18 protein-coding genes are annotated in these 17,081 nt (G+C 43.9%); 1 reads left to right on the forward strand and 17 read right to left on the reverse strand.

Annotated elements, in window-relative coordinates:
* Positions 1–85 precede the first annotated feature (85 nt).
* From frr to rpsB, 4 genes are all read right to left on the reverse strand, one after another.
* On the reverse strand, positions 86–643 hold the full coding sequence (gene frr / locus AC4EG4_RS02330; RefSeq protein ID WP_490977948.1) for a ribosome recycling factor: 558 nt from the start codon (positions 641–643) through the stop codon (positions 86–88).
* The gene (gene pyrH / locus AC4EG4_RS02335; protein WP_490977947.1) at positions 643–1,368 is read right to left on the reverse strand and encodes a UMP kinase; all 726 of its coding nucleotides are present in this window, start codon (positions 1,366–1,368) and stop codon (positions 643–645) included. The genes frr and pyrH overlap by 1 nt, the downstream gene beginning before the upstream one ends.
* Before the next feature lie 81 nt (positions 1,369–1,449).
* Positions 1,450–2,334: a translation elongation factor Ts gene (tsf, locus tag AC4EG4_RS02340; protein ID WP_490977946.1), complete on the reverse strand. Its 885-nt coding sequence runs from the start codon at positions 2,332–2,334 to the stop codon at positions 1,450–1,452.
* Between the two features lie 90 nt (positions 2,335–2,424).
* The gene (gene rpsB, locus AC4EG4_RS02345) at positions 2,425–3,141 is read right to left on the reverse strand and encodes a 30S ribosomal protein S2 (RefSeq protein WP_142826560.1); all 717 of its coding nucleotides are present in this window, start codon (positions 3,139–3,141) and stop codon (positions 2,425–2,427) included.
* A gap of 335 nt (positions 3,142–3,476) precedes the next feature.
* Here rpsB and AC4EG4_RS02350 point away from each other — a divergent pair, with 335 nt between their 5' ends.
* Positions 3,477–3,617, forward strand: a complete 141-nt coding sequence (locus AC4EG4_RS02350; protein ID WP_490977945.1) for a hypothetical protein — start codon at positions 3,477–3,479, stop codon at positions 3,615–3,617.
* 57 nt (positions 3,618–3,674) lie between these two features.
* Here the strand turns inward: AC4EG4_RS02350 and codY are convergent, their stop codons facing one another.
* From codY to rplS, 13 genes are all read right to left on the reverse strand, one after another.
* Positions 3,675–4,454: a GTP-sensing pleiotropic transcriptional regulator CodY gene (codY, locus tag AC4EG4_RS02355; RefSeq protein WP_006828256.1), complete on the reverse strand. Its 780-nt coding sequence runs from the start codon at positions 4,452–4,454 to the stop codon at positions 3,675–3,677.
* An 86-nt stretch (positions 4,455–4,540) separates the two neighbouring features.
* A complete protein-coding gene (gene hslU / locus AC4EG4_RS02360; RefSeq protein WP_490977944.1) occupies positions 4,541–5,938 on the reverse strand; it encodes an ATP-dependent protease ATPase subunit HslU in 1,398 nt (465 codons plus the stop codon).
* Positions 5,935–6,483, reverse strand: a complete 549-nt coding sequence (gene hslV / locus AC4EG4_RS02365) for an ATP-dependent protease subunit HslV (protein ID WP_490977943.1) — start codon at positions 6,481–6,483, stop codon at positions 5,935–5,937. The genes hslU and hslV overlap by 4 nt, the downstream gene beginning before the upstream one ends.
* A gap of 16 nt (positions 6,484–6,499) precedes the next feature.
* Positions 6,500–7,393: a tyrosine recombinase XerC gene (gene xerC / locus AC4EG4_RS02370; protein ID WP_490986839.1), complete on the reverse strand. Its 894-nt coding sequence runs from the start codon at positions 7,391–7,393 to the stop codon at positions 6,500–6,502.
* 67 nt (positions 7,394–7,460) lie between these two features.
* Complete coding sequence (trmFO, locus tag AC4EG4_RS02375; RefSeq protein ID WP_490986840.1) at positions 7,461–8,771, reverse strand: FADH(2)-oxidizing methylenetetrahydrofolate--tRNA-(uracil(54)-C(5))-methyltransferase TrmFO; 1,311 nt, start codon at positions 8,769–8,771, stop codon at positions 7,461–7,463.
* Between the two features lie 17 nt (positions 8,772–8,788).
* Positions 8,789–10,861, reverse strand: coding sequence for a type I DNA topoisomerase (topA, locus tag AC4EG4_RS02380; RefSeq protein ID WP_490977940.1), 2,073 nt, complete (start codon positions 10,859–10,861; stop codon positions 8,789–8,791).
* Between the two features lie 102 nt (positions 10,862–10,963).
* Complete coding sequence (gene dprA, locus AC4EG4_RS02385) at positions 10,964–11,860, reverse strand: DNA-processing protein DprA (RefSeq protein WP_490986841.1); 897 nt, start codon at positions 11,858–11,860, stop codon at positions 10,964–10,966.
* Positions 11,861–11,927: 67 nt separating this feature from the next.
* Positions 11,928–12,830 carry a succinate--CoA ligase subunit alpha gene (gene sucD / locus AC4EG4_RS02390; RefSeq protein WP_490977897.1) on the reverse strand — a complete coding sequence of 301 codons (903 nt, stop codon included), beginning with the start codon at positions 12,828–12,830 and terminating at the stop codon, positions 11,928–11,930.
* An 18-nt stretch (positions 12,831–12,848) separates the two neighbouring features.
* Positions 12,849–14,009, reverse strand: a complete 1,161-nt coding sequence (gene sucC, locus AC4EG4_RS02395) for an ADP-forming succinate--CoA ligase subunit beta (protein ID WP_490977896.1) — start codon at positions 14,007–14,009, stop codon at positions 12,849–12,851.
* 112 nt (positions 14,010–14,121) lie between these two features.
* On the reverse strand, positions 14,122–14,901 hold the full coding sequence (gene rnhB, locus AC4EG4_RS02400; RefSeq protein ID WP_490977895.1) for a ribonuclease HII: 780 nt from the start codon (positions 14,899–14,901) through the stop codon (positions 14,122–14,124).
* 196 nt (positions 14,902–15,097) lie between these two features.
* Positions 15,098–15,970 carry a ribosome biogenesis GTPase YlqF gene (gene ylqF, locus AC4EG4_RS02405; RefSeq protein WP_490986842.1) on the reverse strand — a complete coding sequence of 291 codons (873 nt, stop codon included), beginning with the start codon at positions 15,968–15,970 and terminating at the stop codon, positions 15,098–15,100.
* Between the two features lie 11 nt (positions 15,971–15,981).
* Positions 15,982–16,542: a signal peptidase I gene (gene lepB, locus AC4EG4_RS02410; RefSeq protein ID WP_490986843.1), complete on the reverse strand. Its 561-nt coding sequence runs from the start codon at positions 16,540–16,542 to the stop codon at positions 15,982–15,984.
* 99 nt (positions 16,543–16,641) lie between these two features.
* Entirely contained in the window at positions 16,642–16,986 is a 345-nt protein-coding gene (rplS, locus tag AC4EG4_RS02415) for a 50S ribosomal protein L19 (protein WP_006828268.1), read from the reverse strand.
* Positions 16,987–17,081 lie beyond the last annotated feature (95 nt).

A 17,081-nucleotide genomic window follows, 5' to 3' on the forward strand; every position in this document is an offset into this window, starting at 1 on the left:
GCGCTTCTTTCAAAAGACAGCATCATTTTTTGGCATGAAAAAGCGTCCTGCTTAACAGGACGCCAGACATGTTGTGAAGTTCGATTTAAACTTCCATAATCTCTTTTTCTTTATCTTTAGCCATTTCATCGATTTTCGAGATGTTATCATCTGTCAATTTCTGAACATCATCTGAATAGCCGCGCAAGTCATCAACTGTGATTTCGCTTTTCTTTTCCAGTTTTTTGAACTCGTCATTCGCATCACGACGGATATTGCGAATTCCTACTTTTGCTTCTTCCGCTTCTTTTTTCACTTGTTTGACAAGATCTTTGCGGCGCTCTTCCGTCAATGCAGGAACTGCCAATCGAATGACCGATCCATCGTTTGATGGGCTCAAGCCCAAGTCAGATTTCAGGATCGCTTTTTCGATATCGCCCAGAACCGATTTGTCGTACGGCTGAATCATAATCAAACGAGCTTCAGGAATCGAAATTCCTGCAACTTGGTTGACCGGTGTTGGAGAACCGTAATAATCAATTGTTAACTTGTCCAAAATAGATGGAGTTGCACGTCCAGCACGGACAGAAGCCAGGTCACGAGAAAAGGCCTGGATTGCATTGGTCATTTTAGATTTAGTGTCGTTCATCACTGATTTCGGCATTATAGAGTTCTCCTCACTACTGTCCCGATTTTTTCTCCGAGTACAGCTCGTTTTATATTTCCATTTTCCATAATTGAGAATACTACGAGTGGAATATCATTGTCCATACATAGCGTCGAAGCTGTAGAATCCATCACTTGCAAGCCTTGTTGAATTACATCAAAATATGAAAGCTCCTCGTACTTCACAGCAGTTGGGTCCGTTTTCGGATCAGCTGAATAAACACCATCCACATTGTTTTTCGCCATTAAGATAACATCGGCTTCGATTTCAGCTGCACGCAATGCTGCAGTTGTATCAGTTGAGAAGTAAGGATTTCCAGTACCGGCTGCAAAAATAACAACCCGCTTTTTCTCAAGGTGGCGGATAGCTCTTCTGCGGATATAAGGCTCAGCGACTTGACGCATTTCAATGGATGACAGCACACGTGTTTCAACGTCCTGTTTTTCCAATGAGTCTTGTAAAGCCAATGAGTTCATGACAGTTGCCAACATGCCCATATAATCAGCAGTCGCGCGGTCCATTCCCATTTCAGAACCGACTTTGCCTCTCCAGATATTGCCGCCGCCTACAACGACTGCAACTTCTACTCCAAGTTCAACCACTTCTTTTACCTGGCTTGCTACTGATTTGATAATTTCAGGGGATAGACCGAAACCTTGTCCTCCTGCCATTGCTTCACCACTTAGTTTTAATACAATGCGTTTATATTGCTGAACACTCATCGGTACCCTCCATTCCATATTTATTGAAAAATAGGGAACACATTCTTGTGTTCCCCAAGATAAAACATATGATAAACGAACTTATTTTTTGTTCACTTGGCTCATAACTTCATCAGCAAAGTTGTCTTCACGTTTCTCGATGCCTTCTCCAACTTCGTAACGGATGAATTCTTTAACAGATCCACCAGTAGAAGCTGCAAAATCACGAACTTTTTGGTCTGAATTTTTAACAAACGCTTGGTCAAGCAAGCAAATGTCTTCGAAATATTTGCCAAGGCGGCCTTCAACCATTTTAGCAACAATTTTTTCTGGCTTGCCTTCATTTAATGCTTGCTCAGTCAAAATTTTGCGCTCGTGCTCTACTTCGTCAGCAGAAACTTCGTCGCGTGATACGTATTTAGGGTTTAATGCAGCGATGTGCATCGCGATATCGCGAGCAGCATCAGAATCTGTAGAGTTTTCAAGAACCACTAAAACTGAGATGCGTCCACCCATGTGAAGGTAAGGGCCAAAAGCATCAGCGTCTGTTTTTGTGCGGATTTCAAAGCGGCGCAATGTGATTTTTTCACCAATTTTAGCGATTGCATTTGAAATGTGGTCTGCAACTGCCAAACCGTTAGACATAGTCGAAGCGTTAGCTTCTTCAACTGTAGCCGGTTTTGTTGTGATCAAGTGCTCGCCCAACTCTTTTACCAAAGTTTGGAAGCCTTCGTTTTTCGCAACAAAATCAGTTTCTGCGTTTACTTCGAAGATGATTGCTTCGTTTTCTTTTACAAGAATTGAAGTTGTTCCTTCAGCTGCGATGCGGTCTGCTTTTTTAGAAGCGCTTGAAAGACCTTTTTCACGCAAGAAGTCTAGAGCCGCTTCCATATCTCCGTCTGTTTCCACTAAAGCTTTTTTGCAATCCATCATACCTGCGCCTGTTTTTGCACGCAATTCTTTTACCATTTGTGCTGTAACTGCCATGATTAAATTCCTCCTCTGTAATTTGGTGCTAATTTCTCAAAAAAAGGTGATAAGTGGGGTTGGCCGCTTATCACCTGTGTAAATTGCGAATTACTCAGCAGATTCAGCTTGAGTTTCTTCTTCTTCTTCCGGTTTTGACTCAAGCAAAGCATCCGCCATTTTACCAGTTAACAATTTAACTGCACGGATTGCATCGTCGTTTGCAGGAATAACATAATCGATTTCATCTGGATCACAGTTCGTATCAACAATACCAACAATCGGGATGTTCAATTTCATTGCTTCTGCAACTGCAATGCGTTCTTTACGTGGATCAACTACGAACATTACGTCCGGTAGTGAACTCATGTCACGGATACCGCCAAGGAATTTAACAAGGCGTTCGTGTTGTTTCTTCAACTGAACAACTTCTTTTTTCGGTAGAACTTCAAAAGTTCCATCTTCTTCCATGCGCTCGATTTGTTTCAAACGGTTCACACGTTTTTGGATTGTACCGAAGTTTGTAAGTGTTCCACCCAACCAACGTTGGTTGATGTAGTAGTTGCCAGAACGTTCTGCTTCTTCTTTGATCGCGTCCTGAGCTTGTTTCTTCGTACCAACGAAAAGTACTTTACCGCCTTCTTCGCCCACTTGTTTCATGAAGCTATAAGCTTCCTCCAGTTTGCGGACTGTTTTTTGAAGATCGATAATGTAGATGCCGTTACGTTCCACGAAGATATATTTTTTCATTTTCGGGTTCCAGCGGCGAGTTTGGTGGCCAAAGTGAACACCAGCTTCTAACAATTGTTTCATTGAGATTACTGCCATGATATGTTTCCTCCTGATAGGTTATTTTTTCCCTCCGCATTTTTCTTCTCTGAACCGTTACCCTGTTGGGCACCTGCGACTCAAATCGAAATGCGTGTGTATTTAACACCATTTGAAATTATACCACGCTTCCCCTTCAAACCGCAATAGGTTTCTCTCATAAAACGGAAAAGGCAATAAAAAAGAGCTGGAAAAACTTTAGACTTTTCAGTTTTTCGAGAAATTTCTAACAAGTTGTGGTTTTCCGAATCTTACCGCTCGCTTTCCCGCAGGAGTCGAGCGGACGCTTCTCCAAAACACTTTATAACTGCTTTCTTTCTTGCATGAAGCGGAAGGTGGGGATTCTAACGGGAGCAGTGACAAAGCAAAGCGACAGAGCGACGCGAGCAGGAGCCACTGGGCTGAGCGCAGCGAAGGAAGCGACAGAAGCCGTGCCCGTGGAACGCGTCTGCCTGAAGCGAAATGAATTTTTATGAGTTTTTCAACAAATTAAAAAGGAGCCGGAAAAATTTCCGGCCCCTTTTAAGAGTTCATTAGTTCATTTTCAATTGTTCTAGTTCTGCAAGGAATTTTGTGTTCAATACTTTAATGTATGTCCCTTTCATTCCTAGAGAGCGAGATTCGATAACGCCAGCACTTTCAAGCTTGCGAAGTGCGTTTACGATAACTGAACGCGTAATTCCTACACGGTCAGCGATTTTCGAAGCGACTAGCAAACCTTCGTTGCCGTCAAGCTCTTCAAAAATGTGCTCGATTGCTTCAAGTTCACTGTACGAAAGTGAAGAAATTGCCATTTGCACAACAGCTTTGCTGCGTGCTTCTTCTTCGATGCGGTCGCCTTTTTCGCGAAGGATTTCCATCCCTACAACAGTTGCGCCGTATTCGCCAAGAATTAAATCATCGTCATGGAATTCTGCATCCACGCGCCCAAGAAGCAATGTTCCTAGACGTTCGCCGCCCCCGTTAATTGGGACAATCGTTGTTAAGCCGTTTTTAAACAATTCGCGTTCTTCCACAGGAAAGATCGTGTGTTCACTGTTAACATCCAAGTTTTCAGTGGTTTCAGTGATGTTTGAAAGTTTTTGTGTGTATTCAATCGGGAACTGGCGATCTTCCAGCATCCCTTTCATACGTTCGTTCTCGATTTGCTGATTAATAGCGTAACCCAATACTTTACCTTTACGGCTAACGACGAATGCGTTGCATTCAATCACTTCGCTTAAGGTTTCAGCCATATCTTTAAAGTTTACTTTTTTACCGCCTGCTGCTTCCAGCATAGAGTTAATTCTTCTCGTTTTTCCTAATAAATTCATTTAAATGAACCTCCTACATAATTCGTTCCGTATTTATTCAATATTCTAAAGGTTTTTACTCTTTATTGAAACTAATTCGCCTTGTTTTACAGAATAAATTGTGACAAGTCTTTGTTTTTCGCCACATTCTCAAGTTTTTCGTTCACATATTGAGGGGTTATGTCAATTTGTGCCGGTGAAATCTCAGAAGCTTCGAAAGACAAATCTTCCAACAAGCGCTCCAATATGGTGTGCAGCCTGCGCGCGCCGATGTTATCTGTGTCCTGATTTACTTCATATGCAATTTCTGCAAGTCTGATTATTGAGGCATCATTGAAGTGTACCACAACTCCCTCTGTTTCGAGAAGAGCTTTATATTGATTTATTAAAGAATGTTTAGGTTCTGTTAGAATTTTAACAAAATCCTCTACTTCCAGCTTCTGCAGCTCTACCCGAATCGGGAAACGCCCCTGCAGTTCCGGAATTAAATCGGATGGCTTGGACATATGAAATGCGCCTGCAGCAACAAACAGTACATAATCCGTTTTGACTGCACCGTATTTCGTAGAAACTGTAGACCCCTCGACTATTGGCAAAATATCGCGCTGAACACCTTCCCGCGAAACATCCGCAGAAGAAGAATTGCCCTTACTTGCTATTTTATCCATTTCATCGATAAAGATAATGCCGTGTTGTTCGGCACGTTCAATCGCTTCCATTGCTACTTCTTCGTCATCCACGAGTTTAGCTGCTTCTTCTGTTGTCAATATGCGGCGGGCTTCTTTTACTTGCAAGCGCCGTTTTTTCTTTTTCTTTGGCATCAGCGACGAAAAGGCGTCCTGCATGTTCGCGCCCATCTGCTCCATACCCGACCCCTGAAGCGCATCAAACATGGAATGCGAACTTTCAACCACTTCCACGGTGACCCATTCGTCTTCCAGCTTGCCTGCTTTCAAATCTGCCGCAATCTCTCTTCTTTTGACGCGCACTTCCACTTCGGCAGTTGGCTCTTCCTCTTCCTGCTCAAGCTTCTGGCCAAAAAGCATCTCCAATGGGTTTTGATTGGTTTGTTTCTTCCGCATTGATGGCGCCAACAATTTGACGATTCGTTCGTTGGCTGCTGATTCAGCCTGGAATTGAACTGCTTCAAACTTTTCTTCCTTGACGATTCTTACAGCTGCTTCAACCAAGTCGCGCACCATGGATTCCACGTCGCGGCCGACATAGCCGACTTCTGTAAACTTTGTGGCTTCTACTTTGATAAAAGGTGCTCCGGTCAGTTTAGCAATGCGGCGGGCAATTTCAGTTTTTCCGACACCGGTCGGTCCGATCATCAGAATGTTTTTCGGAATTACTTCACCGCGCATTTCTTCATCCAATCGGCTTCTTCGGTAGCGGTTGCGCAATGCTGTGGCAATCGACCGTTTGGCATCTTTTTGGCCGACGATATAGCGATCCAGGTGGTCAGTAATTTGTCTTGGCGTTAAATCAGATTGATTTTTCATTTGGACAATTCCTCCACTATGATTTGATGATTGGTGTAGACACAGATATCTGCAGCTGTCTCCAACGCAGATTGTGCGATTTGTGCGGCAGTCATGTTGTCGCCGGCGTATTTTTTCAATGCGCGACCTGCAGCCAGTGCATAGTTCCCACCTGAACCGATCGCTAAAATTCCGTCATCCGGCTCAATCACCTCTCCAGTGCCTGACACTAAAAGCAACTCATCTTTGTTCATGATAATGAGCATGGCTTCTAGTTGGCGAAGCATTTTGTCGCCCCGCCATTGCTTGGCGAGTTCGACCGCTGCCCGTTGAAGATTGCCGTTATACTCTGTCAGTTTGCCTTCAAACATTTCAAACAATGTAAAAGCATCTGCAACAGATCCAGCAAATCCAGTGAGAACCTGGCCATTGTATAATTTGCGTACTTTTTTTGCTGTATGTTTCATGACTACGGCGTTGCCGAATGTTACTTGGCCATCGCCTGACATGGCACATTCGCCATTGTGTTGAACTGCGAATATCGTAGTAGCGTGAAATTGCTGCATCGTAAAATTCCCCTTTCTAAGCTCTCGGGTGCGAATTTAAATACGTATTTCGTAAATGCTCTTTGGTAACATGCGTATATACTTGCGTAGAACTCAAATGGGAATGGCCCAGCAATTCCTGGACTGTCCGAATATCGGCTCCGTTGTTTATCAAATGAGTTGCGAACGTATGGCGAATCATATGCGGGTAAATAGAAGAGTTGACAGAAGCTTTTTTCATGCATTCGCTTAAAATGTGGCGAACGCCTCGGTCCGTTACCGTCTCTCCACGGCTATTTACAAACAAATAATCATGCTTTTGGTTCTTCATCAGTTTAGGACGCGCATTCTCTATGTAATGTTCCAGTGCGTCCTGTGCAAACTGGCCATAAGGAATGTAACGCTCTTTTCTGCCTTTCCCCATCACTTTCACAATCTGCATCGTCTGGTCCAAATCGCTTAAGCGAATAGAAACGCATTCGCTGACTCGCATCCCCGTCGCATACAGCAGTTCCAAAAGTGCTGTGTTGCGAATAGACAGCTTGTCATCCCCCAGTACCGACTTGAAAAGCTGCGCCAATTCTTCTTCATAGAAAAATTGCGGCAGTCTTTCTTCTTTTTTCGGATGGTACAACGACCGGAAAGCCGCCTCATCAAGCCCAAACTCACGATTGCCGTAACGGAAAAAAGAACGGATGGCAGAAATTTTTCTGGAAACCGTGGTTCGGGATAACTTAGCATCGTATAGTTTCGTCATATAGTTTCGAGCATGTATATATTCAACTTCTCTGATATCGGGTACGCCTTCTGCATTCAGAAACAGAAAAAAATCCGTCAGATCATGTGCATAATGGTGGACGGTGTGTTCGGAATAGTTTTTCTCCAGTTGAATATACGTCATAAAAGATTCAAGCATTTTTTCCTTTTCCATCTATGCTCCACCTTTCACCAAATACAAAAGCCTCTAAATTATACCAACATTTAGAGGCTTTTATCAATTAAACAGTCACTGTATTCATATAATTTTGAATTGAAGCTAATGCACGGTCAGCGTGTTTTTCCGCACGCTCCTGTTTTGAACGGATCCGCTCGCCTAAATCTGGGAACAAGCCGAAGTTAACATTCATAGGCTGGAAGTTCTTGCTGTCCGCCTCTGTAATGTAACGCGCCATGCTACCTAGAGCCGTTTCAGCAGGGAATACCAACAGCTCTTCGCCTAATGCCAGTTTTGCTGCATTAATGCCTGCCAACAAACCGCTGCCTGCCGATTCAACGTAGCCTTCGACTCCAGTCATTTGGCCGGCAAAGAAAATATTTGCATCAGCTTTCAACTGATACGTCGGCTTTAAGACGCGCGGTGAATTGATGAAGGTGTTGCGATGCATGACGCCGTAGCGCACAATTTCCACATTTTCTAGTCCAGGGATCAATTTGAGTACTTCTTTTTGTGGTCCCCATTTTAAATGCGTTTGGAACCCGACAATATTATAAAGCGTTCCGGCTGCATCATCTTGGCGAAGCTGAACGACAGCGTAAGGAATTTTACCTGTTTTCGGATCTTCCAGCCCTACCGGCTTCATCGGTCCGAAAGTCAGGGTTTTCTCACCACGTGAAGCCATGACTTCTACCGGCATGCAGCCTTCAAAATAAATTTCTTTTTCAAATTCTTTCAATGGCACCACTTCTGCTTCAACCAGTGCGGTATGGAAGCGCTTGAACTCTTCTTCCGTCATTGGGCAATTCAAGTAAGCCGCTTCCCCTTTGTCGTAGCGGGATTTCAAGTAAACTTTGTCCATATCGATGCTGTCTTTCTCAACAATCGGTGCTGCCGCATCGTAAAAGTACAAGTATTCTTCGCCCGTCAATTTACGAATTTTTTCAGCCAGTGCTGGAGATGTTAACGGTCCGGTTGCGATAATGGTAATGCCTTCCGGAATTTCTGTTACTTCCTCGTTGAACACTTCGACCAGCGGATGGTTTCTGACTTTGTCAGTCACTGCTCCAGCAAACTCGTGGCGGTCCACTGCAAGAGCGCCGCCAGCCGGTACAGATGCCCGGTCAGCCGAATCGATAATAACCGAATCCAGTTTGCGCATTTCCTCTTTGATGACACCCACTGCATTTGTCAAAGAGTTGGCGCGCAGCGAATTGCTGCAGACCAGCTCTGCAAATTTATCTGTATGGTGAGCCGGCGTTTGTTTTACCGGGCGCATTTCGTACAAACGGACATTAACTCCCCGTTTGGCGATTTGCCACGCTGCTTCACTGCCAGCCAATCCTGCTCCAATTACGTTTACAAATTTCGTCATTTTAAAACACCTCTATATTATGATTGAACTTCTTCTTTGTAATCACAGCTTGTGCAATTGATTTGAACACCTTTTTTCACTTTTTTCTCTACCAGCAACTCGTTGCATTTCGGACACGGCCGTTCAATTGGCTTGTCCCATGATACGAATTCGCATTCTGGGTAACGCTCACAGCCATAGAAAATACGGCGCTTCTTACTTTTTCTTTCAACAATCTCGCCTTCTTTGCATGTTGGGCATTTAACGCCAATATGCTTAACAATGGCTTTCGTATTTCGGCATTCAGGGAAATTGCTGCAAGCCATGAATTTGCCATAGCGGCCAAGCTTGTAGACCAGCGGCGAACCGCATAACTCACAATCTTCACCTACAGGCTCATCTTTGATCTGAACTTTTTCCATTTCCTCTTCTGCCACTTCAACATTTTTCTCAAACTCTAGATAAAATGCATCGATAATGGAGCGCCAATCAATTTCGCCTTCTTCGACAGTATCGAGATCGTGTTCCATTTTAGCGGTAAACTCGATATTCAGAATATCAGGGAAAAATTCGAGTACCAACTGATGGACAATTTCTCCCAACTCGGTTGGAATAAATCGTTTAGCATCTAGCGTCACGTAACCACGCTTTTGGATAGTATCTAGTGTAGGTGCATAGGTTGACGGACGTCCTATTCCAAGTTCTTCGAGTGTCCGCACTAGACGGGCCTCGGTAAAACGCGGAGGCGGCTGCGTAAAATGCTGATTAGGCGTAACTTCAACCGCTTTCACGATATCACCTTCAGCCATTTCCGGCAAAATATTGTCTTTTTCTTCTTTTTGATCGTCTGTACCTTCGATATAAAGCTTCATGAATCCAGGAAATTTAACTTGTGAACCGTTTGCACGGAATACCGCTTCGCCGTTCTGAAGTTCCGCCATGACGGTATCCAAAACTGCTGGTGCCATTTGGCTGGCTACGAACCGATCCCAAATCAATTTGTATAAGCGGTGGAGATCCCGTGACAGAATGCTCTTCATCGATTCCGGTGTCCGCATCACACTTGTTGGGCGCACCGCTTCGTGGGCATCCTGTGATTTTGCAGACTGCTTGGCAGCCACTTTTTGTGTGACGTATGGCTCGCCGTAGTTTTCAACGATAAAATCTATCGTGTCCTTTTTCGCCGTATCCGAGATGCGTGTGGAATCCGTTCGCATATACGTAATCAAACCGGTGATGCCTTCTTTTCCTACTGCAATACCTTCATACAATTGCTGCGCAAGCATCATTGTCTTTTTGGCTCGGAAGTTTAATTTGCGGGCTGCTTCCTGCTGGAGTGAAGAAGTTGTAAAAGAAGGGGATGGATTTCTCTTTCTTTCTTTTTTCACTACTCGGTTTACTGTGAAGTCTTTGCCTTTCATCGATGCCATAACGGCTTTGACATCCGATTCATTGTTTAATTTCATTTTTTCTTTTGTATTGCCGTAAAACTGGGCTTCGAATTGTTTTTTTGCTTTTTCAAACTCTCCCGTAATGGACCAGTATTCTTCCGGTTCAAAGCTCTTAATTTCGTTCTCCCGGTCAATGACCAGGCGCAGAGCTACAGACTGTACACGGCCAGCAGACAGTCCCTTTTTCACTTTTTTCCAAAGCAATGGGCTGATGCTGTAGCCAACAAGACGATCCAAAATTCGACGAGCTTGTTGTGCGTCAACTAGATCCATATCAATTTTGCGCGGGTGTTTGAACGATTCCTTAATGGCATCTTTCGTGATTTCATTAAAAACCACACGGCAATCTGAGGTTTGGTCAATGCCCAGTGCAGTAGCCAAATGCCATGCAATCGCTTCTCCTTCTCTGTCGGGATCAGCCGCGAGAAAGACTTTCTTTGCTTTTTTCGCTTCTTTTTTAAGATCCTGTAATATCGGTCCTTTGCCTCTGATCGTAATATAACGAGGTTCATAATTATTTTCCACGTCTACACCCATTTGACTCCGGGGCAAATCGCGTAAATGTCCAAGTGAAGCACGGACTTTATATTTCTTACCCAAATACCGTTCGATTGTTTTAGCCTTTGCAGGCGACTCAACAATCACTAAAAAATCCGCCATAACTATTTCCTCCTCATAGAGGTTTCTCCAAACTGCTTAAAAGAATTACCTGTTGCAAAATGTATAACAGATTTTAGCTTAATGCAAGGCTTTTCATTTTTTTCATTCTTTCTCAGCTGTCATTTGTTGATATTCTTCTAGCACCTGCCAGCCATTCCACACCAGTTTCGCCCCTTCTGAAATTAGTTTATGCGGTCCTTCTGATAAAGGCGATTCGATACTGCCGGGCACTGCGAATATATCTTTGCCGTGATCCAGTGCATGCTCGATTGTGCTTAATGTTCCGCTTTTGACATAAGCTTCTGTCACAATAATGCCTCTGGACAATCCACTGATGATGCGGTTTCTCATTGGAAAATTCCATTTTCGCGGTTCCATGTAGGGTGGATATTCCGTCAAAACTAAATGTTTTTCTTCTATTAAATGGTTTAATGCTGCGTTTTCCTTTGGATAAGGATGCAAAAAACCACTCCCGGTAACGGCTATTGTCCGGCCGCCTAAATCGATCGCTTTTTTATGAGCCATGGCATCCGCTCCTCTTGCCAATCCGCTAACAATCACATAACCGTTTTCAATCAGCGGTGGAACGATTTGGTGTAGGACTTTTTGTGAATAAGGAGAAGCTTTACGCGAACCGATGATCGCCATTTTTAAGGGTTCTGCCAATAAAGTGGCGTCACCTTTGGCATATAGCACAGCAGGTGGATCGATCAACTCCAGCAGGCTTCCGGGATATAGAGGATGTTGATAAGATATGGGGAGTATCTTATGCTTTCTGTAGGTTTCACTTAAGGGGAACATTAAGGATTGCCGGTAAGAGGTGATCAGTTTAACTGCTTGATCCATTTTAATGGCTAGAAGCAGCGTTAGCTCATAGGGGGTTTTTTGCTCAAGTTTTGACAGGTCAGGATCATCAACCAGTAGCGGCAGCAATTTTTGCAAACTTTTTGGGTAGACATAGTGCAGCGCCAATAAGCGCTCCGTAAATTTTTTGTTCATTTTGTTCCTCCTGTTCTATTTTTGAAAAAAATAAGGTGCATCAGCTAAGATGCACCTTACCTTCATATTAATGGGTTTTACATTTATCGTATAGCCCTTTTTCTCTAATTACTTTGATCAAAGTTTCTCCGATAACAGATGGAGTGTCTGCAACTTCGATGCCCGCTTCGTTCATTGCTTTGATTTTATCAGCAGCTGTTCCTTTACCGCCAGAAATGATCGCACCGGCATGGCCCATACGTTTTCCTTCAGGTGCAGTTTGTCCGCCGATAAATCCTACTACAGGTTTTGTCATGTTCGCTTTAACCCACTCAGCAGCTTCTTCTTCCGCTGTTCCGCCGATTTCACCGATCATAACTACTGCGTAAGTATCTTCATCTTCGTTGAATTCTTTCAAGACGTCGATAAAGTTTGTGCCGTTTACCGGGTCTCCGCCGATGCCGACAGCTGTCGACTGGCCAATTCCTTCTTCAGACAATTGGTGAGTCGCTTCATACGTCAATGTACCAGAACGTGAAACAACGCCAACATGTCCTTTTTTGTGAATGTATCCAGGCATGATGCCGATTTTACATTCGTCCGGAGTAATAACGCCCGGGCAGTTTGGTCCAACAAGACGCGTGTTCTTGCCTTCCATGTAACGCTTCACTTTGACCATATCCAATACAGGTATGTGTTCAGTGATGCAAATTGCCATGTCAAGCTCAGCATCAACAGCTTCAAGAATTGCATCAGCTGCGAAAGGTGCCGGTACATAAATTACAGATACGTTTGCTCCTGTAGCTTTTACTGCGTCTTCCACAGTATTGAAGACAGGTACGCCTTCAGCTTCAGTTCCGCCTTTACCTGGTGTTACACCCGCAACGATTTTCGTTCCGTATTCAAGCATTTGCTTTGTATGGAAAAGGGCAGTTGACCCTGTAATTCCCTGTACAAGCACTTTTGTGTCTTTGTTAATGTATACACTCATTTTTGTCCCTGCCCTTCTTTAGCCTACAAGTTCTACGATCTGTTTAGCGCCGTCTGCCATTGTTCCAGCAGCCACAATATTAAGACCTGATTCATTCAGCAGTTTTTTACCGATTTCTACATTGGTTCCTTCAAGACGGACGACAAGCGGTACATCCAGGCTTACTTCTTTAGCAGCTTGAATAACGCCTTCCGCAATGATGTCACACTTCATGATACCGCCGAAAATGTTAACGAAGATTCCTTTTACATTCTTATCAGAAAGAATGATTTTGAAAGCTTCCGTTACTTTCTCAGCGGTAGCACCGCCCCCAACGTCAAGGAAGTTAGCGGGTGTTCCGCCGTAGTAGTTGATCGTATCCATCGTTGCCATAGCAAGTCCGGCGCCGTTAACCATACAGCCGATGTTCCCATCCAAAGAAATATAGCTCAAGTCATACTTGGAAGCTTCAATTTCTTTTGCATCCTCTTCGTCGAAATCACGAAGTTCCACAATGTCTTTGTGGCGGTAAAGAGCGTTTTCGTCGAAATCGAATTTTGCATCAAGCGCTAAGATATTGCCGTCGCCAGTTTCAACCAACGGATTGATTTCAACAATTGAAGCATCTTTTTCGATGAATACAGTGTAAAGGCCAAGCATGAATTTCGCCGCTTTGTTAACAAGCTTAGGCGGAATGTTCATGTTGAAAGCCATGCGGCGTGCCTGGAAACCAGTCAAACCGACCACTGGATCGATCACTTCTTTGAAGATTTTTTCAGGAGTGTTCTCAGAAACTTCCTCGATATCAACTCCGCCTTCTTCAGAACCCATAAGAGTGACACGTGAAGTTTGGCGATCAAGCACCAATCCAACATAGTATTCCTTCTTAATGTCAGATCCTTCTTCGATCAACAGGCGTTTGATTTCTTTGCCTTCCGGCCCTGTCTGGTGAGTCACAAGAACTTTACCTAAAAGTTCCTTCGCGTATGTACGGACTTCATCCAGGTTTTTAGCGATTTTAACACCGCCGGCTTTGCCTCGTCCACCTGCGTGGATTTGCGCTTTTACCACAACAATATCCGTACTCAGTTCTTTAGCTGCTTTCACTGCTTCTTCCGGAGAAAAAGCAACAGTGCCGTAAGAAACTGCTACGCCGTATTGTCTGAGGAGTTCTTTTCCTTGATATTCATGGATATTCATCTGTCATCCTCCAATCAAACATCTCTATCGTAATTTTATTGCCTTTACCATTGTATTAAAGTTGCCATAGAATGTCCACCGTTGTTGGTTATTCTGCCAAAACTTCCACCTGTTAAAACAGTGAATTTTGTGTCAAAAGAGATTTCACCGGTTCAAATGTTGTCCGGTGGATTTTGCATGGTCCATGTTTTTCCAACGCTGTAACATGTTCTTTCGTTCCATAGCCGGCATGCCTGTCAAACCCGTATTGTGGATATTCAAGAGCATATTCTGCCATAAGCGCATCTCTACCGGTCTTGGCCAGTATCGAAGCTGCCGCTATGCTCAAACTCTTGGCATCACCTTTGATGATAGATTCACAATGCATCGGTACATCCAGCATCATGGCATCGGCCAGCACAATTGCCGGCTCAGGGGATAACGTCAAAGCTGCTTCAGTCATTGAGTTTCTTGTGGCCTGATAAATATTGATCCGATCAATCTCTTCAGGCGGCTGGACATGAACTGCATAGCTGACAGCAATCCGCCTAATGATTTCAGCAAGCTGATCGCGCTTAACTTTGCTTAGTTGCTTCGAATCGTCCAAACCGACCAGGCTCGAGCAATCTTCCGGCAAGATTACAGCGGCTGTAACAACCGGGCCTGCTAGAGGACCTCTACCTGCCTCATCAATGCCTGCCACCAAATCGTTTTCCCGATTTCTGAATGACGCATCAAACTGCAGTTTTAAGCCATGCTTTTCCAATAACTTATCGCGTTGCTGCCGTTTCCGCTGCCAGGACGCTAGTAACGCTTGAACACTTTTTCGCGAATCATTTTGAAGTTCTTCCATCCAAGGCTGCCATTCGGCCGCTTCGTCTAATCGAGCTTTTATTTCAGTCGTTTTTTGCAATTCGTCAACTTCTTTCTTTATCCATTTTTAATGGAATGGTTTACAAGCCTTCATTCTATAAACAAGAGTTTCCAATTAAAGAAATCATCTTTTATTGACACAAAGCAGGCAAATAGCAATTAATTCGCTTTCCATCTTATCAAAAAAAGCTGTTCCCCAAAATCGAGGAACAGCTTTTTTTCAGACAAAGTGAACCTTATGCCTGTTCTTCTTCCACAATCATTTCATCTCTGTAATCGAACGTCACTTTACCAAGGTATTGGTTACGGATATCCCGAACTACTATTTCAGCAGTTGTTTCATAGTCGACATCTCCATGCTGATCGTAACAGCCACGCTTTTTGCCGATATGATCAAACGTATTGACAATTTCTTCGTCGACATGGTCGATGCCGTAGCGTTCCATCATGCGGTCCGGATAGCGTTCAGCAAGAAACTCGAGAGAATAAATAGCCAGTTCCTGCATTTGAATCACCGAATCCTTAATCGCTCCTGTGACCGCCAGTTTCAAGCCTGTCTCAGGGTCTTCAAACTTCGGCCATAAAATACCCGGTGTATCCAATAATTCAATTTCTTTGCCGACTTTGATCCATTGCTGCGCTTTTGTAACACCTGGCATGTTACCGGTCTTGGCCAAGCTTTTTTTCGACAGCCGATTGATGAGCGTCGACTTGCCTACGTTCGGAATGCCGACAATCATGGCACGGATGGCACGGGGTTTGATGCCCTTGGCAATCATCCGATCCCATTTTTCTTCCAATATTTCTTTTGATGCTTTCGTTACCAGCTGCAGTCCTCTGCCTTCAAGCGAATTGATGGCTACTGCACGGGTACCTTGATCCTCAAAATAACGAATCCATTTTTTCGTTTCAACTTCATCTGCCATGTCCATTTTATTTAAAATAATGAGACGCGGTTTTTGCTGAATCACTTGATCGATCATCGGATTTCGTGAAGATAAAGGTAACCTGGCGTCAACAAGTTCAAAAATAATATCCACTAATTTCAGTTTTTCTGTAACTTGTCTCCGTGCTTTTGCCATATGTCCAGGAAACCATTGTATCGTCATAAAAACACTCCTTATTTTACAATTCCCGCTTCAGGCAATGGCCAAAAAACGAGACTTGTGTCCCCGATCACTTCGTCGGTCGGGACCAATCCGATATGGCGGCTGTCTTTGCTTTGACGGCGGTTATCGCCCATAACAAACACAGAGCCTTCCGGTATAATACTTTCGCCACCAGGCACATCCTCCAGAACAAAATCTTCTGTCAGCGTACCGGTAATTCCTTGCTTGTAAATATCCAGATAAGGTTCTTCCACTGCTTCTCCATTTATATATAACTGGTCGTCTTCATAAGCTACATGATCACCCGGCAATCCAATTATGCGTTTGATGTAATCTTTTTCTTCCGGCGCATGGAATACAATAATGTCAAAACGATCCGGTTCTCCAACTGCGTACCCAATCTTGTTCACAATCATGCGGTCTCCGTGTTCCAAAGTCGGCATCATTGATTCTCCATCTACAACAATCGGCGTAAATAAAAAGAAACGAATAATTGCTGCCAAACCGAAGGCGATCAACAGAGCTTTGGACCATTCCCACATTTCGTTCTTCTTCTTTACTTCAGTCTCCATGCGTGTTCCTCCCCATGCTTACTGGCTTAATTGTACAAGGAATCAAACTTTTTAGCAAAAAGAAAGAGGGCGCAAGCGCCCTCTTTCATTAATGCGATCTTATCGAATTTCTTTGATACGAGCTGCTTTACCGCGCAGGTCACGCAAGTAATACAATTTCGCACGACGTACTTTACCACGACGGGTAACTTCAAGCTGTGCAATTTTTGGCGTGTGTACAGGGAATGTACGTTCAACACCAACACCGTAAGAGATTTTGCGAACAGTGAATGATTCACTGATCCCGCCTCCGCGACGGCTAATTACGACTCCTTCGTATACCTGAACACGTTCGCGTGTACCCTCGACAACTTTAACGTGGACGCGGACAGTATCCCCAGGACGGAACGTTGGAAGATCCGTACGAAGCTGTTCTTTAGTGATTTCTGTAATAATGTTTTGCATTATTTTTCTCTCCTTCTACAGAAGTTCTTGCACACAAATAGACTGTTGCAGCGGAACATCGTGATCCTGTACTTCACATAAAAGTACAGTGTCCA

It is taken from the genome of Planococcus sp. TJ-201 (assembly GCF_058268495.1).